Consider the following 19,839-nt stretch of genomic DNA (forward strand, 5'->3'; position numbering starts at 1 on the left):
TCATAGCCTTGCCCCCTCGAAAAGGGCCAGCACTTCACCGGCCTTGCCACGGTTATTCCCATCACAGCTGATGGACCGCTGGACCTGGATCCTGGTTATACTGGCCGATTGATAGGCTTTGTTGGTAAACTCAGTCTCATGGTTGGAGATGAGGACCGGTATGCCCGCCTGCGAAAGCTCTATAGCAAGCCGGGCCAGCTCCGCCTGCTGGTCCATGGAAAAGCCACCGGCGCTGTAGGTAGTGAAGTTGGCGGTCTCGGAAAGCGGCACGTAGGGAGGGTCGCAGTAGAAGACGTCCCCGGGTCGGGCCGCGGCCATAACCTCGGTGAAATCAGCCACAGTAAACTCAGCATCCCGCGACTTCTGGTAGAAGTACCTCATCTCGGCTTCCGGGAAGTAGGGCCTTCTATACTGGCCGAAAGGCACGTTATAGCTACCTTGCGCGTTGTAGCGGACCAGCCCGTTGTAGCCGTGACGGTTAAGGTAGACCAGCAGGGCCGACTTCAGCACGACGTCTTTCGTGTTATTGAAGGTTTCCCGCAGTTCGTAGTACCTTTCCGGCGTGTTATTCTCCGGGACGAAGAAGGAGCGGCAGTAGCGGATAAATTCTTCCCCCTGGGACTGGAGCGTGCGGTAGAGGTTGATGAGGTCGGCATTGCTGTCACTCAGCCAGTAGGCCGGGTAGTCGGTGTTAAGGAAGACCGCGCCGGACCCGGCGAAGGGCTCCACCAGGCGTTTGCCTTTAGGCAACCTGGCCCTGATCGCGTTGACGATCCGGTACTTGCCGCCCGGCCACTTAAGAAAAGGGCGCACTAACGGAGACACCTCCTTGAGCTTACTTATATAATAGCACAGGTCGCATTGGTTGCGTATTTGTTGGTATATTGCTAAATCTTATTTTGCTCCGGCACAATCAGGCAGGGCAAATCCTGAACTGCCGTAGATAGCTTCAAAAGCTGCGAGGTTATAAATACCCTCATGCAGTCAGACTCTGCCTCTATTGTCGACCGTCCCGCTCCGGTATAAGAACCGGAAGTGGGGTGAAAAAAATCGGTAAAACTTAGAAAAGGAGGGGGCTTAGCCCCCGGCTAGCCGGCTGGTTCTTGTTGCTGGCGTCGTCGCAACCATATACTTAACAAGTAACCATCCAGCAGGCCCATGGGGTAAGCCAGTAAGGTGAGCCACCAGGGCCAGCCGCGCCGCTGAGGGCGCGACCCCATGGTAAAACGGGCTCGGAACACCTGAAATCCCCCCTTTAAGCTTATTATCATACCTGAGAGCAGTGTCTATTCTCTATTTCATTAACATAATACCGGGAATTGCCTGCGTAGAGGCAAGGTAAGGTACATAAACTAGCGATAGGTATTCCTTCATAGTTCCAAGGCCCATCTTTTACTCAATAATTAGCAAAGGGGGGAAAGAGATGCCCAGGCGTTATAAACTCAGCCGTAATGGCCCCAATCAGGACCGCCGTTCAAAAGTAAGGGCGAGGGAGCTTCATCATATCCGCGGCAACCAGGTTATAATCGACCCCGAACGGGGCCCGGAAAATAAATAATGCGGGGAGTATAATAAATATAGCTGGTCCCGGACTTTACCCGGGATAAACGGGCCAGCTTTTTTAATACATAAAAGAAAGGGAGTACTCATAATGACGCATGAAGTTTGCGGTGGTAAAGGCAGGGAAGCTACTACGGCTTGCCCGGTTTGTGGTACAAGGGGGCAAAAAGTACCGGATATAACGGTAGCTAGTTTACTTAATACGCCAGCAGCGGCATCTTTAAAGGCTATCCAGTACAATTTATGCCTGTCATCATCATGTAACGTTGTCTACTACGGCGACAACGGCACCGTTTTTACCAAGGAAAATGTCCGCGTACCGGTCTGGTTTAAAGAAGAATCGCCCCGGATAATCTGCTACTGTAATAACGTTACGGATAATGAGATATTGGCTCACATAGTAACCCGGCAATGCTGCCACAGTTTAAAGGACATCCGGGAACATACGGGTGCCAACGCCGGTCATGACTGCCTTACCCAAAACCCCGCCGGAACCTGATGTGGCCCGGCGGTGCAATCGGTGATTGCCCGGGGATTAGCTATGCGTGCTGACAAATAAACCGGTCCAGGCACCGGTTTATTTGTTATTCTCATTGCTCATCCTGCAAGCCCCCTCATTAGTTTACATAATAATTATTATAGGAAGTTATAGTTTCTTAAACCATACCGCCTCCCTCATTTACCCTGCTCATCTTTGAGCTGTCAACTACCGGCTGCCCCTCAGCTTTGTAAAGGGCTCCATCCAAATAGCAGCAAATATTTATTTTTATATATCGAACGGTTGTTTACAGGATAAAAATATGTTAGGATAAGTTAGAGCTTGATCCAGGAGGGATTGAGGGTGTCATCCGATTTAACGCCCCGGCAGGAAATGGTCCTTAACTATATCCGCCATTTTATCGAAGTGCACGGTTACCCACCTACAGTGCGGGACATTTGCCGGGCTACCGGGCTACGTTCCAGTTCTACCGTTCACGGTCATTTAAACCGGCTGGAGAAAAAGGGTTACATCCGCCGCGATCCCACCCGTTCCCGGGCCATTGAAATCCTTACCCCCCACCCGGGACTACCCCATACATCCAGAAATATAGTTTCCATCCCCTTGCTGGGCAAAATTACCGCCGGGCAGCCCATTCTGGCCGTAGAAAATATCGAAGAAGTCTTTCCTCTCTCCTCCGAACTTGCTGGTAGTGAAGACGCTTTTATGCTCCAGGTCCAGGGCGACAGCATGATCGAAGCGGGTATCCTGGAGGGCGATTACCTCATCGTCAGGCCCCAGGACAGAGCCGAAAACGGGGATATTGTCGTTGCTCTCCTCGGCGACGAAGCTACCGTTAAATATTTCTACCGCTATGAAGACCATATAGAACTGGTTCCCGCCAACAGCCGCCTGCAGCCCATCAAAACCCGGGAAGTAAGCATTCTGGGTAAAGTCATCGGCCTTTACCGCCGTTTCTCTTGAAGCAAACCCCGGTTTATCAATTCCTGGGCTGCCATGAGGAGGGCGATGCGGGTATAGGGATAGGTCTGTCCCCCCTGGAGAAAAACGGCATAGGGCGGCCTTAAGGGACCGTCGGCGCTGAGTTCAATGGAAGACCCCTGGATAAAGGTGCCCCCGGCCATAATGACCTCGTCCTTATAACCGGGCAAAAGGGCCGGTTCCGGCAGCGTACCTGCCTCTACCGGGGAACCCCTTTGCAGTCCCTGGCAAAAGGCCAGTAATGCTTCCTTTTTCTCCAGGATAATACACTGGACGATATCCCGCCGCCGTTCCCCGGGCAGGGGATCAACGTTAAAGCCCAGGTCCCGGAAAAAGGCAGCCGCGACGATGGCTCCCGTTAGGGCTTCCCTGACCACCAGGGGCGCCAGGTATAAGCCCTGGTAGTAAAGGCGTTTCTCAGTAAAGGCCCCCAGCTCACCACCGAGGCCGGGGGCGGTAAGGCGCGCCGCCACCACCTCTACCAGGTCTTCCCGGCCCACTATGTACCCGCCCCCCGGCGCCAGGCCGCCGCCGGGGTTTTTAATTAAAGAACCTACCACCAGATCGGCGCCCACCTCGCCCGGCTCCTTATCCTCTACTAACTCCCCGTAACAGTTATCTACCAGGCAGACGCTTTCCCGGTTGGCCTCTTTAATGGTGCCGACAATCCGGGCAATCTCCTCAATACCCAGGGAAGGACGTAAGCTATAGCCCCGGGAACGCTGGATAAGGCACAGGCGGGGCCTGAGGCTGGTTACCGCTTCGCCGATTTTAACCAAGTCAGGCCGGCCCCTGGTGTCCAGGGCCACTTCGGCGTATTTTATCCCCCATTCTCTTAAGCTTCCTGCAACCCGTGGGACAAGGCCGATGACCGTAGCCAGGGTATCGTAGGGGCGCCCACAGGCGGAGAGCAAGGTGTCTCCTGGTCGCAGGAGGGCGCTTAAAGCCAGGGTCAGGGCGTGGGTGCCGGAAACAATCTGCGGGCGAACCAGCGCGGCATTGCCGCCAAAAATGCTGGCAAAAAGCCGCTCCAGGGTGGAACGCCCCAGGTCGCCGTAGCCATATCCCGTAGAATCCTGGAAATGGTACTCGTTTACCTCGTGTTTTTGAAAGGCCCGGAGGACCTTGAAGTGGTTCCGGTCACTGACGGCATTTACGGCCGCGATTGCTTCCCGGCTATTATTTTCGGCTTCCTCTAGCTTCTCTACCAGCCAGGGGGCAACGGGAAAAAACCTGGATATATCTTTGTACCAGTCCAATTCTTTTTCTTAACCCCCGTACCTCAAACTACCGGGAGTTATTATAACAGATCGGTGGTCCCCCGGCAAAGTCGCTTTCACCTTCCTTTATCCCGACCGGCGGCGCCGGCCGCAGCAGGTCTTCCTTTTCAATACTCATTAATTCCTGCCGGGTGAGGGTTTTCTTGTTTACCAGCCGCAGGGCCTGGCGGCGCATGGCCCTTTCGATAATATTGCGCACCATGCGGGCATTGCCGTTATAGGGGTGGCCGAAAAGGACTTCCCGGCGTAAAATTCTTTCCAGTTCCCCGGCAGCCGCCGGCGTAAGCATATATTGTTTTTCCGCCAGCATTAACTGGGCAATGGCCATCAATTCCGGCACGGTATAATCGGGAAATTCCAGCTGGATAGGGAAACGCGAGCGCAGCCCCGGATTTGTCTCCAGGAAATAGTCCATTTCATCTTTATAACCAGCCAGGATAAGAACCATATTGTCGCGGTAATCCTCCATCCCCTTGACCAGAACGTCAATGGCTTCGCGACCGAAATCCTTCTCCCCGCCCCGGGCCAGGGAATAAGCCTCATCAATAAATAGTATGCCGCCAATGGCCTTCTTAAGCTGTTCCCGGGCTTTGTGGGCCGTGTGGCCGATATACTCCCCCACCAGATCCGCCCGTTCTACTTCAATCAGGTGCCCCTGGGTCAATACGCCGAGTTCTTTGAATAACTTCCCCATGAACCTGGCGACGGTGCTTTTCCCCGTACCCGGGTTGCCTTTAAAAATCATGTGCAGGGTATTGGTGCTGCTCACCAGGCCTTCCCGCTGGCGCCGGCGTTGAATCTCAATAAAGGCTCTAAGTTCCTTGATCAAACCTTTAACGTTCTCCAGGCCGATCATCTTTTCCAGCTCGGCCATAACAGCATCCACCCGCCGCCGGCTGTTTAATTCATTTCCCCCGCTCCCCCGGTCGCGCTGGAGGGGGCGAATCAGGGACCTGCTGCTTCCTTTGGGGTTACCTGTGCCAAATTTAACCTGCAATTTTTTCACCCGCCCTCCCCTGCTCTCTCTTTATTTTATTTATACGCACCACCGGGTCGGGCAAGAAAAAAGGCCGGGAGAACCGGCCCTGCCACTTCTTTCCTGGTCAACTTTTGCGCTTAAAGGTAAAACAGTTGGTATCCTGGCTTTCGTCGGCATTAACGCCGACCACATCAATCTTTTCGGCCTTACAGTGGTTTCCCTCCGCCCAGTAAGTACAGGTATTGACGATACAGGTAACAGAGGGATAAAGTTCTCCCCCGGGCAGGAAGGTATTGCTCAAGAAGCCACTCCAGTTGAAATTATCCAGGGAGCCCAGCAGGTTGGCCAACCCCCGGCGGGCGTAAAAGGTCTTGCACTGGGTCTGTTCGGGATTCTGGGCCATCTTACCCTCTTCTTCATGCATAATATCTATATTTCCCGCCGAACATAAGTCGCCGTTCATCCAGTGGTTGCAGGTATTTACTTTGCACTTTACCTTGGGTCCTGGCATATGAGATTCCTCCCTGGTCCTATTTTTTAACCTGGAACCGCAGATTATACCCCTCTCCTGGCTAAACCAAAGAAAAACTCCCCGGTTCGGGCCGGGGAGTTCCGGGGTGGTAAGTATATACCTATTTGGCTTCAGCCTTGCTCTCGGCCATGAGGTTAACCGGCCGGAAAGGCGTGATTGTGGAAATGGCATGCTTGTAGATCATCTGCTGCTTGCCGTCGGAATCCAGGACCACGGTAAAATTGTCAAAGCCCCGTACTATCCCTTTCAGTTGAAAGCCGTTAACCAGGTAAATAGTGACGGGGGTATTGTCCCTGCGCAGCACATTTAAAAACAAGTCCTGCAGGTTCCCTGTTTTATTCATCTTTTACCCTCCAGGTTGGTATTTTTTGTTTAGTATAACCCTATTCTACATCAATATCAAGGTATCCTGCAATATAATTAGCAATCTCTGCCGCTATTTCCTCCTGTCTTCCGGGTTCTACTTCCCACCAGCGCAGGCGTGTATCCCGCTTGAACCATGTCAGCTGCCTTTTGGCCAGGCGCCGGGTATTGCGTTTCAAAAGGGCGACGGCCTCCTCCAGTTCCATTTCACCGCGGACGTAGGCGCCAATTTCCTTATAGCCCACGGCCTGGAGAGCCGGCAGGCGGTGATCATACCTGGCCAGTAAACCCCGTACTTCCTCTACCAGTCCCTGGGCAATCATGGCATCGATCCGGGCTTCTATGCGGCGGTAAAGTTGCGGCCGGGGCATGGTGAGAGCCACCGCCGCCAGGTGGTATGGCGTTTCTTGCCGTCGCCGCCACTCTAAAGCCGCCGAAATGGGCTTTCCCGTCATGATATAAACCTCCAAAGCCCTGACCAGCCGGCGCCGGTCATGAAGGTGAATCCGCCGTGCTGCTTCCGGGTCAACTCTTTTTAACTCTTCATAAAGGTATTCATTACCGCGGCTTCGCGCCTGTTCTTCCAGATATTGTCTGATTTTTTTATCCCCGGGCATGGGAGTAAAAAGGTAGGGGTCGACTACGGCCTGGTAATAAAGGCCCGTCCCCCCGACCAGCAGGGGCACGCGTCCCCGTTGAAGGATGGACGCTATGGTTTCCCGGGCAAGTTTTTGAAAATCGGCCACGCTAAAGGGCTCGTCCGGATCCACAATGTCGATCAAATGATGGGGTATAGGCACACCGCCGGGACCCACCCGTTCTGCCGGCGGCAGTTTGGCGGTGCCTATATCCATACCCCGGTAAACCTGGGCGGAATCGACGGAGATTATTTCCGCCTGCAGCCTGGTAGCTACGTGCAGGGCGATGGCCGACTTACCGGTAGCCGTGGGCCCGACGATGGCCGCCAGGGGCTTCTTGGCAGTCAATCGCTACGTTCTCCTCCTTGCCAGCCTAACCTTTATCCCTAATCACCGCCCCCTCCTTATGGCATCCTCAAGGCCGCTGCGCCCTGAGGCCGGTGAAAATAACGGGCAAGGGTGGACCGGTCCAGGCGGACTACAGCCGGCCGGCCGTGGGGGCAGGTATAAGGCCGGCTAATTTTCTGCAGTTCGTCTAAAAGCTTCTGCATCTCGACCCCACTCAGAGTGTCTCCTGCTTTAATTGCTCCGTGGCAGGACAAGATTTTTAAAAGCCTTTCTTCTGCCGGCAAATTTTCGTCAGCCAGAAAATCTTCCAGGACTTCCCTTTCTTTACCCGGCGGCACACCTGACGGCACCGAGCGCAGCAAAAAGGAATTGGCGCCGAAGGTTTCAACTATAAACCCCAGCTCCCGTAAGGTGACAATTTGCTCGACAAGTTTTACCGTCATGGCCGGGGCGAGGTGCAGGGTCAGGGGGGGCTCCAGCATCTGCGCCGGCCAACTGCCAGAGTTAACTCGTTGTTGCAGGCTTTCAAAGCGACAGCGCTCATGGGCCGCATGCTGGTCAATGATATAAAGGCCATCCATGCCTTCAGCCAGGATGTAGGTATTAAGTAGCTGGCCTATGGCCCTTAAAGGCGGCAGGACCTGGCTGTTCGCATCCACCGGTTCTGTTTGTAAGTCGCTCCGGGTATCAATTTCCTTATCAGGTTTTACCGCCCGAACTTCTCCAACCTTTTCTGCCCTATTTTCCTCATCCGCAGGCCTTTCCTTTAATATATATTCTCCCCAAAAACGGGCCTGTACTTCCTTTCGCTGGAAAGCAAAATCTTGCTGGAGGGCCCCCGGCGCGGCCGTCTTCCTTCCCTCCAGCCGTCCAGTGGTTACCGGCGCGGCGGCAGTAGTTGCCGGCGCGACGGCCCGGGGAGTATGCAGGGCCCTGTTTACCAGGGCGGCTATCTGCCGGGCCAGCTCGTATTCCTGCTGAAAGCGGACCTCCAGTTTGGCCGGGTGAACATTGACATCCACCAGGCGGGGATCGATGGTCAGCTGCAGGATAAAAAGGGGATGGCGGCCGCTGGGAATAACGGCCTGGTAACACTCCTCCACAGCGCGGGTGAGGAGGCGGTTAAAAATATAGCGGCCGTTGACTGTTAACACCTGCTGGCTGCGGCCGGCCCGGTGCAGCCAGGGGGGTGATATGAAACCCTTCAGCGTCCAGCCCTCGCCTTCGCCGGCCAGGGGTAGTAATTCCCGGCCTGTTTCCAGGCCGTAAATGGCCGCCACCACCGCCTGTAAATCGCTGTTGCCCGGGGTAGACAGCAGGCGCTTGCCCTCCAGGTGGAGATTGAAGGCTACTTCCGGGTGGGCCAGGGCCAGCCTTTCTACAGCAGCAACGACGGCGCGGGCCTCGCTTGCCGGTTTCTTTAAGTACTGCCGCCGTGCCGGAGTATTATAAAATAAATCGGTCACCGTAACCGTGGTACCGGGAGGGCAGCCGATGGCGGTAATCTCCGGCTCCCCGCCGCCGGCTATCCTTACCCTGACGCCGGCAGTCTCTCCTGGAGGTCTGGTATCCATTTCTACCCGGGCTACAGCCGCAATACTGGGTAAAGCTTCCCCCCGGAAGCCCAGGGTGGTAATCCCCCACAGGTCATTGGCCCGGCGAATCTTGCTGGTAGCATGGCGGGCAAAGGCCAAGGGGGCATCTTCAGGGTTAATCCCCCAGCCGTCATCCCGGACACGGATCAGGGTGAGGCCGCCCCCTTTAACTTCGATGGCAATATGCCGGGCAGCGGCATCTAAAGAATTTTCCACCAGCTCTTTTACCACCGAGGCCGGCCTTTCGACTACTTCCCCGGCGGCGATCTGATTGGCCGTCTCGGCATCCAGAATGGCTATCCTGGGACAAAGCTCACCTGTCAAAGGATCATCCCCTGCCAATTTTTACTATTTCCGTCCCCTGCTGGTGAAGCTGCCGCTGCCAGCGGAAAATCTGTTCCATGGCTTCCAGGGGCGTGGCGGCCATCAGGGCGAAACTCGCCAGCTCCTGTAAAACCTGTTTTTCAATACTGGTCAGGGATACTTTCTTTGCTGGTATAACGGCAGCCCGGCTTTCACCGCCCGGCTGGTGTTCTAAAAGCTCCTGGGCACGCTTGAGCACCGCAGCCGGTAAACCGGCCAGGCGGGCCACATGGATACCATAGCTTTTATCGGTACTGCCGGGAACAATGGTGCGCAGGAAAGTTATATCTTCCCCTTCCTCCCGTACGGCTACGCAATAATTCTTTACTCCGGCCAGCTGGCCGGCCAGGGTTACCAGTTCGTGATAGTGGGTGGCAAAGAGGGTGCGGGCGCCGACAACATCATGTAAATACTCCGTCACCGCCCTGGCAATACTTAACCCGTCGGCGGTGCTTGTCCCCCTTCCTACTTCATCCAGGATGACCAGGCTCCTCCGGGTAGCATGACGCAGGATGTTGGCCACTTCCTGCATCTCGACCATAAAGGTGCTCTGGCCGGCAAAGAGGTCATCGGCGGCGCCTACCCTCGTAAAGATCCTGTCTACCACCCCGATCCTTGCCCTGCGGGCCGGCACAAAGCTGCCGATCTGGGCCAGGAGGACGATTAAAGCCACCTGGCGGATATAGGTGGATTTGCCCGCCATATTGGGCCCGGTAATAATATGCACCCTTTGTTCCTGGTCCAGGTAGGTGTCGTTGGGTACGAAACTGCCGTGGGTTTCTACCAGCTCCACGACCGGGTGCCGCCCCTGCTCGATCTGGATAACCATGCCGGTATCTACCTGGGGACAGGTATAATTGTGATCGACGGCCACCGTAGCCAGGGAAAGGAGAGCATCCAGTACCCCCAGGGCGCGGGCCGTACGCTGGATGCGGGGCAGGACTTGCAGCACTTCATCCCGGAGGGCCTGAAAAAGCTCATACTCCAGCTGGACCAGTCTCTCTTCCGCTCCCAGGACCTGGCGCTCCAGTTCCTGGAGGCGACGGGTAACAAAGCGCTCAGCGTTGGCCAGGGTCTGCTTGCGCTCATAATCGGGCGGTACCTGGGGTAGATTCGGCCGGGTAACCTCTATGTAATAACCAAAAACCCGGTTATAGCCTACCTTCAGCGACTTGATCCCCGTCCGTTCCCTTTCTTCAGCTTCGAGGGCGGCTATCCATTCGCGACCGTGCTCTGCCGCCTGGCGCAAGCGATCAACCTCAGCGTTGTAACCGGGCCGGATTATCCCTCCCTCATGGATGCTAAGGGGCGGGTCATCAACAATGGCCCGGCCAAGGAGGTCCACCAGTTCCGTCAAGGGGTCCATCTGTTCCCTGATGGCAAGCAGAAGGCCGGCCCGGACACCTGCCAGCAGCTCCATAACTTCCGGCACCACCGCCAGGGATCCCCTCAAGGACTGGAGGTCCCGCCCGCCGGCCGTACCATAAGCTACCCGGCCGGCCAGGCGCTCCAGATCCCGCACCGCCTGCAGGGCTTCCCTTAACTCCTGACGCAAAATAAAACCGTCCACCAGCTCCGCTACGGCTTCCTGGCGGGCCTTAATAGCCTTGACATCCAGCAGGGGCTGGTCCAGCCAGCGCCTGAGGGTGCGGGCGCCCATGGCGGTGACCGTTTTATCCAGAACCCACAGTAAAGAACCCTCTCGCTTTTCCTCCCGGCCGCAGGCTACCAGTTCCAGGTTGCGCCGGGTGGCCTGGTCGAGGACCATCCGGCTGGTGGCAGCTGCCGGGGTCGGGGCGTCCAGGTGGGCCAGGGAGCTATGCTGGGTAGCTTTCAGAAAGGAAAGAACCATGGCTGCGGCCAGGGCGGCTGCCGGCGGTAATTCCATCTGACTCAATTTCTCCTTACCAAAGTGCTCGCCGAGGGCCTGCCGGGCATCTGCCGGGCCGGCCGCCGGGGCCCAGCTGGTAATTACACCTCTGGTATAGAGCTGCAGGCGCCGGCAAAAGGAGGAATCGGCAGCCAGTTCAGGGGGCAGTAAATACTCCGCCGGCATCAGGCGTACCAGTTCGTCAAGGAGTTCTTCCAGGCCCGGGCAGAGGGTAAATTGAAATTCCCCGGTGGAAGCATCGGCCCAGGCCAGACCGAAGCTGCCGCCTTCACCCACAACGGCCGCCAGGTAATTGTTGCCCTTGGCCGGCAGGGCTTTTTCATCAATTATCGTCCCCGGCGTAACTACGCGGATAACCTCCCGCCGGACCAGGCCTTTGGCCTGGCGGGGATCTTCCATTTGTTCACAGATGGCTACTTTATAGCCTTTAGCTATGAGGCGGGCTAAATAGCTATCGGCAGCGTGATAGGGAACCCCGCACATAGGGGCCGCTTCCTTGCCGCCCCGGGAGGTCAACACCAGGTCCAGTTCCCGGGATACCACTTCGGCATCCTCGTAAAACATCTCATAGAAATCACCCAGGCGGAAAAAGAGAATGCTATCAGGATACTGGGATTTAATCTGGCGGTATTGTTCCATCATGGGAGTCAGGGCCTGTCCTTTAGGCACGGCTGATTTCCCCTTTTAATAACCATGTCTGGGCCCGGGTTAGCCGGACATTGACCAGCTTGCCGGTTAAGTTGCGATCGCCGGGGAAGATAACCAGCTTGTTGGTCCGGGTGCGCCCGCTTAATTGGGAAGCATCAGTTTTACTCGGCCCTTCCACCAGCACCTCTACTTCCTGCCCCACCAGGGCTTCGTTTTTCTTAAGGCTAATCTGGTTCTGGAGCTCCATTAAACGCTTCAAGCGCTCTTTCTTTACTTCCCGGGGCAGTTGCCCGGGCAGGGTTGCCGCCACCGTGCCTTTACGCGGCGAATACATGAAGGTAAAGGCATTGTCAAACTGCACCCTGGCCACCAGGTCCAGGGTCTCCCTGAAATCATCTTCCGTTTCGCCGGGAAAACCGACAATAAGGTCGGTAGTCAGGCTGATTCCCGGAATATGCCGGCGGAGAGAAGCGACCAGCTCCAGGTAATGCTCCCGCGTATAGCCCCGGTGCATGAGTTCCAGGATGCGGTTGCTGCCGGCCTGAACAGGCAGGTGTACGTGCTCGCACACCTTATCCAGGCGGCTGATGGTTTCCACCAGATGGGGAGTAAAATCCCGGGGGTGGGAAGTGACATAGCGAATGCGTTTTAAACCTTCAACGGCGTTGACCATGGTTAACAGGCCGGCAAAAGTAATTTCCTCCTCCAAATCACGCCCGTAGGAATTGACGTTCTGGCCCAGCAGGGTTACCTCAATAACCCCCTGGTCAACCAGGTCTTTGATTTCTTTTAAGATATCTTCCGGCCGGCGGCTCCTCTCCCGACCGCGGACATAGGGCACAATGCAGTAGGTACAAAAATTATTGCAGCCATAGGTAATGGTTACAAAGGCCTGGGCGCCGCGGGCCCGGCGCCGGGGGAGCTCTTCTACCACCGGGCCTTCTTCCTGGACAGCTATGCGAGGCTGGTGCATTTCTTTAACTTCCTCAATCAACCGGGGCAAGTCAGTCAGATTATGGGTTCCCAGGAGCAAGTCGACATAAGGTGCCTGCTGGCGAATCTTCTCGGCGACCCCAGGCTGCTGCACCATACAACCAGCCACGGCAATTACCAGGTCCGGGTTGGCGCTTTTCAGCCTTTCTATCTGGCCCAGTTTACCGTAAACTTTATTCTCAGCCTTTTCCCGCACGCAGCAGGTATCAAGGATAATGACGCCGGCATCTGCCTCATCAGCCACCGGCTCATAACCCGCTGCCTGGAGGAGGTCGGCCATCATTTCGCTGTCCCTTTGATTCATCTGGCAACCGTAGGTGATAATCTTAAAGGTTTTCCCTTGACCCGCCAAACCTGAACCCTCCGGAAATATAGAGTGTAGCTCTTTCTATTATACATTTTCGTAGTCCGGGCTACAAATAATCCCGGCCTTATACCCGGCCGGGATGGAAAACCTGTTAATGCAGGTGCTTTTTATCATCCTCGGGTTTATTATCCTGGAGCATTTGCTGTAATTCCTCAACCTGGTCGGCACTGACCAGGTCCTCGATATTTAAGGTATAGGCGGCTACTTTTTCCGTGATATAGAGGGGTGCGTTGGTCCTGAGGGCCAGGGCAATGGCATCACTTGGCCGGGCATCAACTACTATCTCTTTATCCCCCTGGCGGAGGTAAAGTTCAGCATAATAGGTACCGTCGCGGATATCCTGGACCAGGACCTTTTTGACCTCCACTCCCAGGTTCTCACATAGGGAGCGTAACAGGTCGTGGGTCAGGGGGCGCGGTGTCAGGATACCCTGCATGGCCAGGGCAATAGCCTGGGCTTCAAAGGGCCCCACCCAGATGGGCAGAACCTGAGTTTCCTCCTGGTCACTCAGCAACACTACCGGACTCAAGGTCTGATCAAGGACTATCTGTTTTACCTTCACCGGTATGAGCATTATCCCCACCCCCACTAAGCAAATCTAATAAACCCCATCCATTCTATTCCCACAGATTTAATCCGGTTACCGGGTCATAGACTCGCTCCGGCGGTGCCGGGAGTTCAATTTCTTCGATGAAAACCTCCCCGGCGTAGACAATGGTCCCCGGCAGTAGATGCCCGCCGTAAACTTTTCCCTCGCGGTCGAGGAAAGTCAAGTGGGCATGGACAAAGGGTTTGCCATCTTTCAAGGAAACATTACCCAAGCCGCTTAAAATTTCCATAAGCTGATCCCATTCCAGGGTTATAAAACGCTTTTCCTCTACTAAAAAGTATCCTACTCTGGCCTTTAGTACACTACCCAAAAAGTTAATGGACCCGAAACGCACATCCTCTTCCTCAACAATGCCCTGCAGGGCTTCCAGGAGATCGCAGCCGTAAGCCAGGCGGTAGGCCAGCTGCCGGCCGGGCTTGCCTTCCAGCTTCTTAACATATAAGTTCGCCATTTTTTCCAATCCTCCTGCTAAAAAGGTGTCGATGTCTTTTTAAGTTAAAGGCCCCATTGCCAACTATACTTTTCAGATTTTAACCAGGTTATATTCTCGTGTTCCCAGGCCCATCTCCTCAGCATATTTTAAGAGGGGGGTCCCGTCATACCCACTGAGGGCCAGGAATTTATCTTTGCCTCCCTCGTGGCCGTCCAGGCGCGTTCCCGGCAGGGCGGGCTGGGCATTGGCCAGGTCAAAACTGGCCTGGTCCAGGGCCACCGGGTCCCAGGAAGCCAGGATGCCGACATCGGGGATAATGGCGGCATCATTCCAGGAATTACAATCGCATTCAGGAGCAACGTGAGTCACGAAGTTAAAGAAAACGCATTTGTTCTCTTTATCTTTGAGGGCTCCCCGGGCAAATTCCACAATCTTTTCCTGCAGCACCACCGGATCGCTCTTGAAGCTGGCTTTAATGGCCCTTACCGGGCAAGTGACGGTACACTCGCCGCAGCCGATGCACAGCTCGGCATTGATGCTGGCCTTCCCATTTACGGTAATGGCTCCTGCCGGGCACCAGCGCCGGCATTTTCCACAACCGATACATTTTTCTTCCCGGACCTCGGGGAGAACATCACTGTGCATCATCTGCTTGCCGCTCGGGCTGCCGCACCCCATGCCCAGGTTTTTAATGGTCCCGCCGAAACTCGTCAATTCATGGCCTTTAAAGTGGCTCATGACCACCAGGCTGTCGGCATGGTAAATGGCACTGCTGATTTTAACCTGCTGGAAGTGCTTGCCGTTAACCGGCACCTCAAAATAATCCTTGCCTTTCAAGCCGTCGGCAATGATCAAGGGAGCACCGGCCACAGCATAGGCAAAACCGTTTTCAATGGCCGTCTGTAAATGGTCGACGGCGTTGGAACGGGAACCGACATAGAGAGTATTAGAATCCGTAAGGAAGGGCTTACCCCGGCCGGTTTTAACCAGTTCTACCACCTGGCGGGCGAAGACCGGGTTAATATAGGCCAGATTCCCCCTTTCGCCAAAGTGGATCTTGATGGCAACCAGATCTTCCGGGGCGATGGCCTTTTGAAAGCCGGCTTTACGCCATAAAGTTGCCACTTTATCCACCAGATTCTTCCCTTTTTCTGTCCGCATATCGGCCCAGAATACTTCTGCCGCCATTTGCTTCCACTCCTCTCCAAGTTATGCCCAGGCCTTAAATCCGGTAGTTGGGAGCCTCCTTGGTAATCATGACGTCGTGGGGATGACTTTCCCTCAAGCCCGCCGGAGTAATACGGATAAAGCGACCTTTAGCCTGCAGCTCGGCGATACTTCGGGCACCGCAGTAACCCATACCGGCCCTCAGGCCCCCGACCAGCTGGAAAATGGTTTCCGCCACGGGGCCTTTATAGGGAACCCGGCCTTCAATGCCTTCCGGCACCAGCTTCTCCGCTTCCTCCTGGAAATAGCGGTCTTTGCTGCCCTCCTTCATGGCCGCCAGGGAACCCATACCGCGGTAGCTCTTAAAGCTGCGGCCCTGGAAGATTTCAATTTCCCCGGGGCTTTCCTCCGTCCCGGCCAGCAGGCTACCGATCATAACCGTACTGGCCCCGGCGGCAAGGGCCTTGGTAACATCGCCGGAATATTTTATCCCCCCGTCGGCAATCACCGGTACGCCAAAGGGAGCTGCCGCCCGGGCACATTCGATAATGGCCGTGATCTGGGGCACGCCGATACCGGCAATGACCCGCGTGGTACAAATGGAACCGGGACCAACGCCCACTTTGACGGCGTCGGCGCCCGCCTCGCACAGGGCCCGGGTCCCCTCGGCTGTAGCCACATTACCGGCTATTAGTTCTACTGCCGGAAAGGCGGCCTTAATGCGGCGGACGGTTTCCAGCACACTCCGGGCTTGACCGTGGGCCGTGTCAACGACGATGGCGTCTACCCCGGACCCTACCAGGGCTTCTACCCTGGCCATAGTATCGGCCCCTGTTCCCACAGCCGCCGCTACCCTCAGGCGCCCCCTCTCATCCTTGGAGGCCAAGGGATATTTGCGCGTCTTCTCGATATCCTTGATAGTAATTAATCCTTTCAGGTTGTAATTGTCATCGACCAGGGGCAGCTTTTCGATCTTGTAGCGGCGTAAGATAGCCATGGCCTCGCTTAGAGTAGTACCCACCGGAGCGGTTACCAGGTTTTCTTTGGTCATGACTTCCCTGATGGGCCGGTCATAATTCTCCTCGAAGCGGATATCCCGGTTGGTGATGATACCCACCAGCTTGCCGTTAACCGTAATGGGTACCCCGGAAATGTGATAATGCTCCATTAAGGCCACGGCATCCCGTACCTTGTGGTCAGGCGTCAGGGAAATGGGGTCGGTAATGACCCCGTGTTCGGAGCGTTTAACCCGGTCAACTTCTTTTGCCTGGCGCTCAATGGACATGTTCTTATGGATAACCCCGATACCGCCTTCCCGGGCCATACTGATGGCCATCCTGGCTTCGGTTACAGTGTCCATGGCGGCACTTACCAGGGGAGTATTGAGGCGAATATGGCGGGTGAAATTGGAGCTGATGTCCACTTCCCGCGGCAGGACTTCCGATTCACCCGGTACCAGCAGGACATCATCAAAAGTCAACCCTTCACCAATAATCTTATCCGTTGACAAGTTCAAGCCCCCTTACAGGACCAAATTATTGTTTAATTATACCATAAACAAGGTAGCCAGTACCAGCCGCCTGTCCTGTCCAAGCTGATCAGGGTTGTTCCTAATTATACCTGATATCAGCTCCCAGAGGAAAAAAAAATAGCCGGGAAACCCGGCTAATCCTGCCCCATGATGGAATGAAGCCCGTAACGTTCAAAATGGTCCCGCAGGCGAAAAATAACCTGACAATCCACCCCAAATTCGGCTGCCAGTTCGGTATCGGAGCGGTTGGCAGCCAGTCCGGCCAGGAAGCGGTCAAAATCCACCCCGACCTCAGCTGCCATTTCTTTTAAGCCGGGCCGGGTGCTCCAGGGCACTCGCGCGGGCTTGAAGGTAGGATCCACGGCAAACACCTCCTGGAGGTAGTTTGCCTTAAAGGGTATCCTTTTACCCTGGATTGATTATAAAATACCGCTGCCGTCGGGCCCGCCCATGGTTTCCAGGTGGTGAGTATCATTTAATAGCACCAGGATATGCTTATCGTCATAACAATCGACAATACTCACCCCGGTGTTGTCCAGGCGAAAGCGCCAGACAGCAGTTAAATCCAGCCCCAGGATGGCGCAGATAAGGGCCCTGAGACTGCCGCCGTGGGCGACGAGCAGGATATTGCGCCCCTTTTCCTGCCGGACGATCCCGTTAAAGGCTCGCCATGCGCGCTCCATGACCTGCCGGAAACTTTCACCGCCGGGGACAATCTTATTAGCAGGATCCCGCCGCCATGCTTCCCACTCGCAGGGGAAGCCCGCCACTATCTCCTGGTAGGTCAGGCCTTCCCAGGCGCCAAAGTTTATTTCCCTTAAGCCCGTAACTGTATTAACTTCCAGGCCGTGGGGGGCGGCGATGGTGGCCGCCGTTTCCCGGGCCCGGCTGAGATCGCTGCTGTAAACACCGTCCAGGGAAACATGGCGAAAACGTTCGCGCAGCAATTCCGCCTGCTGCCGGCCTCTCGGGCTCAAAGCTACATCCGAATGCCCCTGGTAGCGCCCCGCGTTGTTCCACTCCGTTTCACCATGGCGGACCAAGTAAACCCTTGTACCTTCCAATTAACTCTCCTCCACTGCTCTCTTTAAAGCGCGCAAGAGCTTCTGGTTGGCTCCCCGGTCAAGTACGGCCACACGAAAATAGGCGGGCCCCAGGCCGGGAAAAGAAGAACAGTCGCGAATTAAGATGCGTTCTCGCACCAGCTGCGCTGCCAGCTCTGGAACCGTCAGGCCGCTGGCGGAAATATCCGTCAGGATAAAATTAACTTCGGGATGATAGGGCCGGAATCCTGCCAGCCCCGCCAGCCCATGATAAAGATATTCTTTTTCCCGCCTTATTAATTCCCGGGTCGCCTTCAAATACTCGCCGTCGGCTAGGGCCGCAACCCCGGCCATCTGGGCCAGGATATTAACGCTCCAGGGGTCCCGCCGCGCTTCCAGCCTGGCCGCCAGCTCCGGATGGGTCACCCCGCAGCCCAGGCGCAGCCCCGGCAGGGCAAAAATTTTTGTCAGGGAGCGCAGGGTAAATAAACCTTCCCTGGCAGCCGCCCGGCTGCCCAGGGAAAGTTCCGGCCAGTTGGGGAGGAAATCGAGGAAGGATTCATCGACAACAAGAAAAACGCCGCGCCGCCGGCAGAGTTCCACAATTTCTTTCAAAACCGCTTTCTCCAGGAGCTGGCCAGTGGGGTTGTTGGGATTGCATAAAAAGGCGAGATCTATTCTTTCCAGCTTTTCCCGCCAGCGGTCTATATCCAGGGCAAAGGAAGAGGCAGGGTTGAGCTCCAGCGTCACCACTTCGGCGCCGGCAGTTACAGCGGCGCGGCGATATTCGCTGAAGGTCGGCTCGGGGATAAGGACGCGGCGCGGCTTTAAAGTCTGGCAGATGAGATAGATCAATTCCGTAGCTCCATTGGCGGCAATAACGGCGGCCGGTTCTACCTGCAGATAATCAGCCAGGGCCTTTTTTAACTGCCGGCAGCGGGGATCAGGGTAGCGCCGGATGGCCGGCAGGTTCTGCTGCAAGGTTTCGAGGACCCTTGCGGGCGGCCCCAGGGGGTTGATATTAGCACTGAAGTCCAGTATTTCTTCCGGCTGCCAGCCGTATTTTTCTACCGCCCCCTGCCAGTCGCCGCCGTGAACCGGCCTGCCCAGCTTCCTGCCGCCATTACCTCTTTGCCCGTAAGCCATAATTCATCCCTGGCCTCCACTCCACCACCGGTCATGGTAGCCCGGATAAAATGTACATAGGGAAATACTGCCCGGATTTTTCTTTCCAGTTCATCGCTATCTACTTCTCCAGGTCGATAGAGGATACCTGCCACCGTACCGCTGTGGGCTACATTTACCCCCAGGGCTCCCAGGCCGGTAGCCAGCTCCACCAGGGTTTCCAGTTCCGGTTTATGGAGAATTTCCTGGTTGGCCAGGGCGCTTAAAGTAGCACCCCGGGCGATTAATTCCACCCGGCCGGAGGCCAGCCCTTCCCGCACCAGGGCCACCGCCCGGCGGACAGCCCCTTCCTTGGCCCGGTTTAAAGCCATAAGATCGCGGCGCTGGTTAAAGAGGATGGTATCAACAGTGCCGCCCAGATCGACGATTAAAATGGCCAGGGGCGGCGGTTCCCCTAAACTCTCCCAGAATTCACCCCGGAGGTGATCAAAAAGGACAATACCCGGTAGGAAGGTACCGTCACTCGGTTCAATGGCCAAGGCGATCCTTTTAATCTCTTCCAGGGATAGTTCGGCTCCCAGGGCCCTGGCTGTAGCCGCGGCTGCCGCCGCCACATCGGCTGTACTGCTGGCCAACCCCTTGCCCGGCGGCAGGGGGTTGTTTATGGTCAACCGGGCGCCCCACTGCTTTTCTCCCAGCCGGGCCATGGTCAGGCGTGCCGCCGCCAGAGCCTTACTCTTGCCGGGAGGACCCTGAAAGCGGCCCCCGGGGACCAGAGTTATAGTCACTTCGGCGCTGATATTTATCGGGCAGGTAATGAGGAAGTATTTACCGTCGACCATCCCCTGCACTAATTCGCCGCAGGCACCACGGGCCAGGGCTACGCCCTGCAT

21 protein-coding genes are annotated in these 19,839 nt (G+C 55.9%); 3 read left to right on the forward strand and 18 right to left on the reverse strand.

What is annotated here, in order from left to right:
- The gene (locus FLZ89_RS14915) at positions 1–813 is read right to left on the reverse strand and encodes a Dam family site-specific DNA-(adenine-N6)-methyltransferase (protein WP_141305217.1); all 813 of its coding nucleotides are present in this window, start codon (positions 811–813) and stop codon (positions 1–3) included.
- Between the two features lie 275 nt (positions 814–1,088).
- Positions 1,089–1,241 (reverse strand): hypothetical protein, encoded by a 153-nt coding sequence (locus tag FLZ89_RS15825; RefSeq protein ID WP_157049505.1) that lies wholly within the window; start codon positions 1,239–1,241, stop codon positions 1,089–1,091.
- Between the two features lie 182 nt (positions 1,242–1,423).
- Here FLZ89_RS15825 and FLZ89_RS16340 point away from each other — a divergent pair, with 182 nt between their 5' ends.
- The 3 genes from FLZ89_RS16340 (at position 1,424) to lexA (ending at position 3,022) form a co-directional block, all read left to right on the forward strand.
- On the forward strand, positions 1,424–1,558 hold the full coding sequence (locus FLZ89_RS16340; protein WP_256369526.1) for a hypothetical protein: 135 nt from the start codon (positions 1,424–1,426) through the stop codon (positions 1,556–1,558).
- 93 nt (positions 1,559–1,651) lie between these two features.
- On the forward strand, positions 1,652–2,059 hold the full coding sequence (locus FLZ89_RS14920) for a (2Fe-2S)-binding protein (protein WP_141305218.1): 408 nt from the start codon (positions 1,652–1,654) through the stop codon (positions 2,057–2,059).
- Positions 2,060–2,401: 342 nt separating this feature from the next.
- The gene (gene lexA / locus FLZ89_RS14925) at positions 2,402–3,022 is read left to right on the forward strand and encodes a transcriptional repressor LexA (protein WP_141264407.1); all 621 of its coding nucleotides are present in this window, start codon (positions 2,402–2,404) and stop codon (positions 3,020–3,022) included.
- Here lexA and FLZ89_RS14930 read toward each other — a convergent pair.
- The 16 genes from FLZ89_RS14930 to FLZ89_RS15005 all read right to left on the reverse strand — a co-directional run bounded on the left by FLZ89_RS14930 (position 3,004) and on the right by FLZ89_RS15005 (position 19,839).
- On the reverse strand, positions 3,004–4,299 hold the full coding sequence (locus tag FLZ89_RS14930) for an aminotransferase class I/II-fold pyridoxal phosphate-dependent enzyme (RefSeq protein WP_141305219.1): 1,296 nt from the start codon (positions 4,297–4,299) through the stop codon (positions 3,004–3,006). The two genes, lexA and FLZ89_RS14930, sit on opposite strands and share 19 nt — an antisense overlap.
- 28 nt (positions 4,300–4,327) lie before the next feature.
- Positions 4,328–5,317, reverse strand: coding sequence for an AAA family ATPase (locus FLZ89_RS14935; protein ID WP_141265223.1), 990 nt, complete (start codon positions 5,315–5,317; stop codon positions 4,328–4,330).
- A 106-nt stretch (positions 5,318–5,423) separates the two neighbouring features.
- On the reverse strand, positions 5,424–5,810 hold the full coding sequence (locus FLZ89_RS14940; RefSeq protein ID WP_141264405.1) for a DUF1540 domain-containing protein: 387 nt from the start codon (positions 5,808–5,810) through the stop codon (positions 5,424–5,426).
- Positions 5,811–5,931: 121 nt separating this feature from the next.
- Positions 5,932–6,174, reverse strand: a complete 243-nt coding sequence (hfq, locus tag FLZ89_RS14945) for an RNA chaperone Hfq (RefSeq protein ID WP_141264404.1) — start codon at positions 6,172–6,174, stop codon at positions 5,932–5,934.
- Between the two features lie 40 nt (positions 6,175–6,214).
- A complete protein-coding gene (gene miaA, locus FLZ89_RS14950; protein ID WP_141305220.1) occupies positions 6,215–7,180 on the reverse strand; it encodes a tRNA (adenosine(37)-N6)-dimethylallyltransferase MiaA in 966 nt (321 codons plus the stop codon).
- A 56-nt stretch (positions 7,181–7,236) separates the two neighbouring features.
- Positions 7,237–9,117 (reverse strand): DNA mismatch repair endonuclease MutL, encoded by a 1,881-nt coding sequence (gene mutL, locus FLZ89_RS14955; protein ID WP_172613654.1) that lies wholly within the window; start codon positions 9,115–9,117, stop codon positions 7,237–7,239.
- On the reverse strand, positions 9,104–11,698 hold the full coding sequence (mutS, locus tag FLZ89_RS14960; RefSeq protein WP_141264401.1) for a DNA mismatch repair protein MutS: 2,595 nt from the start codon (positions 11,696–11,698) through the stop codon (positions 9,104–9,106). Before mutS ends, mutL begins: the two co-directional genes overlap by 14 nt.
- A complete protein-coding gene (gene miaB / locus FLZ89_RS14965) occupies positions 11,691–13,022 on the reverse strand; it encodes a tRNA (N6-isopentenyl adenosine(37)-C2)-methylthiotransferase MiaB (protein WP_141264400.1) in 1,332 nt (443 codons plus the stop codon). Before miaB ends, mutS begins: the two co-directional genes overlap by 8 nt.
- A 106-nt stretch (positions 13,023–13,128) precedes the next feature.
- Positions 13,129–13,611: a bifunctional nuclease family protein gene (locus tag FLZ89_RS14970; RefSeq protein ID WP_141264399.1), complete on the reverse strand. Its 483-nt coding sequence runs from the start codon at positions 13,609–13,611 to the stop codon at positions 13,129–13,131.
- Positions 13,612–13,654: 43 nt separating this feature from the next.
- Positions 13,655–14,098 (reverse strand): PPC domain-containing DNA-binding protein, encoded by a 444-nt coding sequence (locus FLZ89_RS14975; protein WP_141264398.1) that lies wholly within the window; start codon positions 14,096–14,098, stop codon positions 13,655–13,657.
- A 72-nt stretch (positions 14,099–14,170) separates the two neighbouring features.
- Complete coding sequence (locus tag FLZ89_RS14980; RefSeq protein ID WP_141305221.1) at positions 14,171–15,268, reverse strand: DUF362 domain-containing protein; 1,098 nt, start codon at positions 15,266–15,268, stop codon at positions 14,171–14,173.
- Positions 15,269–15,302: 34 nt separating this feature from the next.
- Entirely contained in the window at positions 15,303–16,757 is a 1,455-nt protein-coding gene (gene guaB / locus FLZ89_RS14985; protein ID WP_141264396.1) for an IMP dehydrogenase, read from the reverse strand.
- A 155-nt stretch (positions 16,758–16,912) separates the two neighbouring features.
- Positions 16,913–17,140, reverse strand: coding sequence for a helix-turn-helix domain-containing protein (locus FLZ89_RS14990; protein ID WP_141264395.1), 228 nt, complete (start codon positions 17,138–17,140; stop codon positions 16,913–16,915).
- A 57-nt stretch (positions 17,141–17,197) separates the two neighbouring features.
- Complete coding sequence (cobC, locus tag FLZ89_RS14995) at positions 17,198–17,842, reverse strand: alpha-ribazole phosphatase (protein WP_141264394.1); 645 nt, start codon at positions 17,840–17,842, stop codon at positions 17,198–17,200.
- Positions 17,843–18,967 carry a threonine-phosphate decarboxylase CobD gene (gene cobD, locus FLZ89_RS15000; RefSeq protein ID WP_141264393.1) on the reverse strand — a complete coding sequence of 375 codons (1,125 nt, stop codon included), beginning with the start codon at positions 18,965–18,967 and terminating at the stop codon, positions 17,843–17,845. It lies immediately after the preceding gene.
- A complete protein-coding gene (locus FLZ89_RS15005) occupies positions 18,889–19,839 on the reverse strand; it encodes a GHMP kinase (protein WP_141305351.1) in 951 nt (316 codons plus the stop codon). The genes cobD and FLZ89_RS15005 overlap by 79 nt, the downstream gene beginning before the upstream one ends.

This window comes from Moorella sp. E306M (genome assembly GCF_006538385.1).
In the GTDB taxonomy this organism is placed as follows: domain Bacteria; phylum Bacillota; class DSM-521; order Neomoorellales; family Neomoorellaceae; genus Neomoorella.

Coding starts and splice junctions, on each gene's coding strand:
- FLZ89_RS14980 (WP_141305221.1), bottom strand. CDS start 15,268: ATGGCGGCAGAAGTATTCTGGGCCGATATGCGGACAGAAAAAGGGAAG.
- FLZ89_RS14970 (WP_141264399.1), bottom strand. CDS start 13,611: ATGCTCATACCGGTGAAGGTAAAACAGATAGTCCTTGATCAGACCTTG.
- FLZ89_RS14975 (WP_141264398.1), bottom strand. CDS start 14,098: ATGGCGAACTTATATGTTAAGAAGCTGGAAGGCAAGCCCGGCCGGCAG.
- hfq (WP_141264404.1), bottom strand. CDS start 6,174: ATGAATAAAACAGGGAACCTGCAGGACTTGTTTTTAAATGTGCTGCGC.
- cobD (WP_141264393.1), bottom strand. CDS start 18,967: ATGGCTTACGGGCAAAGAGGTAATGGCGGCAGGAAGCTGGGCAGGCCG.
- FLZ89_RS16340 (WP_256369526.1), top strand. CDS start 1,424: ATGCCCAGGCGTTATAAACTCAGCCGTAATGGCCCCAATCAGGACCGC.
- FLZ89_RS15005 (WP_141305351.1), bottom strand. CDS start 19,839: ATGCAGGGCGTAGCCCTGGCCCGTGGTGCCTGCGGCGAATTAGTGCAG.
- FLZ89_RS14940 (WP_141264405.1), bottom strand. CDS start 5,810: ATGCCAGGACCCAAGGTAAAGTGCAAAGTAAATACCTGCAACCACTGG.
- FLZ89_RS14920 (WP_141305218.1), top strand. CDS start 1,652: ATGACGCATGAAGTTTGCGGTGGTAAAGGCAGGGAAGCTACTACGGCT.